This window comes from Moorena sp. SIO3I6, from assembly GCF_010672095.1.
The window spans coordinates 1-1,425 of the sequence record NZ_JAAHHU010001320.1; the positions used below are offsets into that span (position 1 = coordinate 1).

Consider the following 1,425-nt stretch of genomic DNA (forward strand, 5'->3'; position numbering starts at 1 on the left):
GAAAGATGCTGGGGGCTGATGCCTACTTAGCTAAACCAGTGAATCCAGAAGAACTGCTGTGTACCCTAGAGGATCTTATTCAATAGTTATTGTTTGTGGACGGTTAACCGTTGACTGTTAACCGAAAACCATTGTAAAATCCTTGATTTCCCCCACCTCTAGACTCTTGCTTCACGTCCAGAGTCTCGCCTTTTTAAACTGGATTGGTCTTGGTGGGCGACGTTTTATGATACTTGCGCACCGTTGCCACTACTTTTTGATGGTCGATTGGTTTGCTCAGGAAATCAGTAGCCCCAACGATTCTGGCTCTCACCCGGTCTACAATACCATCTTTAGCCGTCAGAATAATCACTGGTGTATTGGCAAACATTGACACCCGGCGGATCTGGGCGCACATTTCGTAGCCATTAACAATCGGCATCACCAAATCCAAGAATATTAAATCTGGCTTATGTTTGAGTAACAACGGTAGAGCTTTGATAGAGTCTTGGATTCCTAGAAATCGATAACCTGCTGATTGAATCACGTCCTTCATAATTTTACAGGTTTGGGGGTGATCATCAATACAGACTATTAATCCCTGATCAGACTTCTTCTGGGATTTTTGGGTTTGGGATTTTTGGGTTTGGGATTTTTGGGTTTGGGATTTTTGGGTACTAATGCCTGCCTTGGCGGGGATATCCACAAAGTTGGGAGCGCTCAAGTCAGGTAATTCTACTAGTTCAATCAGTTGTTTCTTAATATAAGGGTTTAGCGATCGCGTCAGCAGTAACACATCTCGTTTGAGCAGAGCTGCTATATCTCGCAGGGTGCGCTTACCGTTGATTAGGTTTACCAGATTTTTGTAGGTCGCCACTGAGGTTTGCTGTTCCAAAGCCGACTTTTGCAACAGCACCGGTGCTAAGTCAGGAGAAATATCCTCCAAACCCATTTCTGACCACTGCTGCCAGACCTGTTGAGCTTGCTTGATAGTTGCTTCTACCTCTAACATCCAGGTTTGTGGCAAAATCCCCTGCATAGAGGGACGTACTCCTAACTGGGCATTGAGCAAGAAATTGTCAGGCTTGTTGACCCTAGTTTCCATGGTGTTTGACGACACAGAACCATTACTGGGTTGAATTAGGGTTTGCTCCCGAGAAACTAAGGTTAGGCTCTGGAGGATATCAAATAATATTTCTGCCACAATGCCTTGAATTACAACTACAGTCTGTTGGGGGTTGATCATTCGCTTCCGTGCTAACAGCACCATCAACTGGTAGTCCCAACAGGACCCTGGCTCTATCTTTTTGAGGGCAATCCGATTAGGATTAATCTCAGGACAATGATAGATTATCTGCCGACGCCAACGCCTAGTGGGATGAACACTGCCAGATGCCCATACCAAACGGCCATAGCTCAAGTAGAAGCTCCATTGCTGAGCAGTTA

The 1,425-nt window shown here is 45.3% G+C and carries 1 protein-coding gene; it reads right to left on the reverse strand.

The window, feature by feature from the left end; all coding sequences use genetic code 11:
- Positions 1-193: 193 nt before the first annotated feature.
- On the reverse strand, positions 194-1,425 hold a 1,232-nt coding region (locus F6K49_RS48950; protein ID WP_293109966.1), incomplete at its 5' end, for a response regulator.